2 protein-coding genes are annotated in these 3,268 nt (G+C 49.9%); both read right to left on the bottom strand.

Features of this window, described 5'->3' with window-relative positions; translation table 11 throughout:
- On the bottom strand, positions 1–1,007 hold a 1,007-nt coding region (locus VIM87_RS14425; protein WP_331997674.1), incomplete at its 3' end, for a hypothetical protein.
- 87 nt (positions 1,008–1,094) lie between these two features.
- Positions 1,095–3,268: hypothetical protein (locus VIM87_RS14420; RefSeq protein WP_331997673.1), on the bottom strand; the 2,174-nt coding region annotated here is incomplete at its 5' end.

Below are 3,268 nucleotides of genomic sequence, written 5' to 3'. Positions count from 1 at the left end.
GCTGTATCTCCCTTAACCAGCAACAAGCGGCCCAGGTAATAGTGCGTGGCGGCGTAGCCGTTATATAATTTCTCCGCCTGCTGCAGGCCGGTGAATGCAGTGGCAGTATCCTTATTTTCCAATGCCTGCAAAGCCGCGGTGTATGTTTTTTGAAACTGCGGCGCCTGTGTGCTATCCGGCCCCAGGCTAATAAAAGGCGGTAGGTCTTTTTCATTGGATACCAGGTTGCTGATGAAAACAGGAATGCCTTTTTTATCCAGCAGCTGCAAAGTAGCATCCATATTGGCCTGGAACTGCGCAATGCCCCGCTTGTATAAGGTGGAGCCATAAGGAATTTGCTGGGCGGCCACCATCAGCTCCATACGCGCTTTGCCGGCAGTGGCCTCCGGGCGGCTTATTATCTTTTCATAGATATTGGTAAGCAGCTGCATGATCTTATATTCCCGCAGGGCCAGCACCAGGTTCACCAGGCGGGGATTGCCGGCAATACGTTCTGTACTGCCTACCCCCAGGCTGCCGTAAAACTCATTATGGCCGGTATAGATCAACACGGCATCCGGCTGGTATCTCACCACTTCTCTGGCAAAACCTAATACGGTAAAAGAGTTAACGGCGGTCAGCGACAGGTTAATGATCTCAAAATCCCGGTCAGGGAAGCTGCGCATTAACCGGTATTGCAGCCAGCGGTGAAAAGCGCCATTGTGATAGTAGGGATAGCCTATAGTAGTGGATTCCCCCAGCACAAAAATGCGGCAGGTGTGCTGATCCTTTTCTTTTTTGAATAATTCGCTGTTGCCCGTGGTGGCAATGCGCTGGTTCAGGAAGTATTTTTTGGAGGCGTCCGGGTTTAATACCAGGTAACGGTTATCAGCTGGGGCTTCTATAAAAAGGCGCAGATCATTGCCGTAATGGAAGACGCGCAGCAACAGCTCCAGCATCACTATGGCCAGCAAGGCCAGGCCAATGCTGATGGCTTTGAACAACCGGAGCCTGTTTTTAGTATTCATACCCCTGCAATATAGCCGGGGAGGCTTAACAGCGGCATTAATAATGCACTAATTGTGGTGATTTTCAGGGGGAAAGGGAGAAAAATCCTACTTCACCTCATTAAACACTTCATGAAAAGTACCCTGGAAATCCTCGCCGTACATGTGGTGGTATTCTTTGGCGAATTTATTGAACAGCGCTTTGGCCATGGAGTGGCGGCCCAGCTGTCCCAGGCTTTTGCATTTTACGCGAAGGGCTTCTTCATTCACCGGGTCAAAAATAAAGATGCCGTTGGCGATCTCTATTAAAAACTCAGGATCGTGGCTGAACTGCAGCGTGGCGGCAGATAGTACGGACAAAGCCATGCCGGAGATCTCGGACTGCATATCTTCCAGCCAGGGGTAAGCAGTATCGGCCAGTAAGGAGCCGCGTTGTATAATGGCCAGCAGCTGCTGGATCTCTTTTTTAGTTTGCTTGCCGGCAGGGCGGCCTAATTGCAGAAAGGTTTCCAGGTCAATGGAGATGCTTTCTTTGTCGTAGTGCAGGCTCCAGCGGTCGGCGTCTTTTACAAAGCTGCAGGCGCCCAGCTTATCCAGGATGGCCTTGAGCTTTACCATGTTCACAGAGCGGTTGTTCTGCGCTTCTTTGCTGGATTTATCGCGCCACAGGGTACCGTATAGTTTTTCTGAGGAGATGCCCTTGCCCGTCCACAGTGTGTGCGTGGTAATGATCAGGAACAGCTCTTTCAGCAGCGGGGTAAAGGAGCGGGTTACGTCCTGTCCATCTTTATCATATACTTCAAACTGCCCGAATAAAAACACTTTGGCATGCACGCTTTCTTCTTCCTCTTCCGGCGTGTGCAGGGGCATGGTTAGTCCTGATATGGCGGCAGGTTCTGCTACTGTTTCCGTTTCTTTTATTACCGGGCTGGCAGGTGTTTGCACAGCAGGCTTCTGCTTCCGTTTGCGGTAGGCAAAAATGCCCGCCCCTGCAAGCGCCAGCGCTATTCCGTAATACCACCAGTAAGGCGTATTCTTTTCCGGTGCGGCAGGCAGCAGTTGATTAGGCGGAAATGCAATGGTGTACACTTTTACGCTGGCCCTACCCTCTTTGGAGGTATAAATAGTTACGCCGGCCAGCTTCTTACTGTCGGCACAATAATACAGGTCTGCGAATGACTGCACATCATGATAAGTGTAGGGAATGGTAGTACCCAGCAGCTGGTATTTGGGCGATTGTAAAGAACCGCGGATCAGCTGCAGCTCAGAGTTAAATTTATCGTTCGGGTATACCAGCGCGTAATATTCCTTTGCGGCAGCATCAATCACCATGCTGTTGGCAAAACAGAACTGGCGCTCTGGTTCCGGCAGGCGGTAAATAGTTTTAAAGGAATGATCTTTTACACTAAACGAAAGCAGATCGTAATAATACTTTGGGTTCACCACCTGGCTGCCGGTGCTGCTGCCGTAACCGCCCATAATATAAGCGGTATCGCCTTTTTCATTGGCGCCCAGTGCGGCCAGGTAGCGCGGCATAAAGCGGTCGCCATGGGTAGCCAGCATGGTATCCCATTCCTTACCCGGCAGGTGATAACGCTGCACACGGTTCTTATATTCCAGCTGCCCGTAACCACCTAAAATGTACAGAGAGCTATCGTAGGCAGAAATAAATTTATTGGCATGCCAGTACACGGTAAGCGGTGCAGGTGTAAAACCGGTGCTCCACTTTTGTGCGCTGGAATCAAAGGTGCTCAGGGTTTGCCCGTCAATATAAAAGTTATAAAGCTTTTGCAGGAAAGGATCGTAAATGGATTGATTGCCGGCCATCAGCGAATCATGCTTTTCTGTAAGCGCTACTGTGCTGGAAGCGCCGCTCTTAAAAGCGATCTTATATAAAGAATCAGAAGATACTACATACAATACCTCGTTCTTTTTATCAAATGCCACACTGGGCATACCGTTCATTTTCAATTCGCTCATTAAAGCCCATTGCTGGTGCTGGGGCCTTATCCAATTGGCATTGCGCACTTCTGCTATTTTGCCGTGAATGGTATCCCGGCATTGATTGCCGGTGCTTTCCGATAAAGGCCAGTAATATTTTGTTTTGCCGCCTTCCCGGATAGCCACGTCCTTTATGTTCATAGGCGGAATGTCCAGCATCTGGAAACCTTCAAAGTTATTGGCGCCGAACAGCAGGCGGCAGCAGGCCTTTTTCCCAAAATTACCTTTGCCTTTTGCCACCTGTGTATTGTTCACAAACAAGGCGGCTTCCTGTGTTGCAG

This window comes from Chitinophaga sp. (assembly GCF_036569125.1).
Taxonomy (GTDB): domain Bacteria; phylum Bacteroidota; class Bacteroidia; order Chitinophagales; family Chitinophagaceae; genus Chitinophaga.
This window is presented reverse-complemented; position numbering and strand designations above follow the sequence as displayed.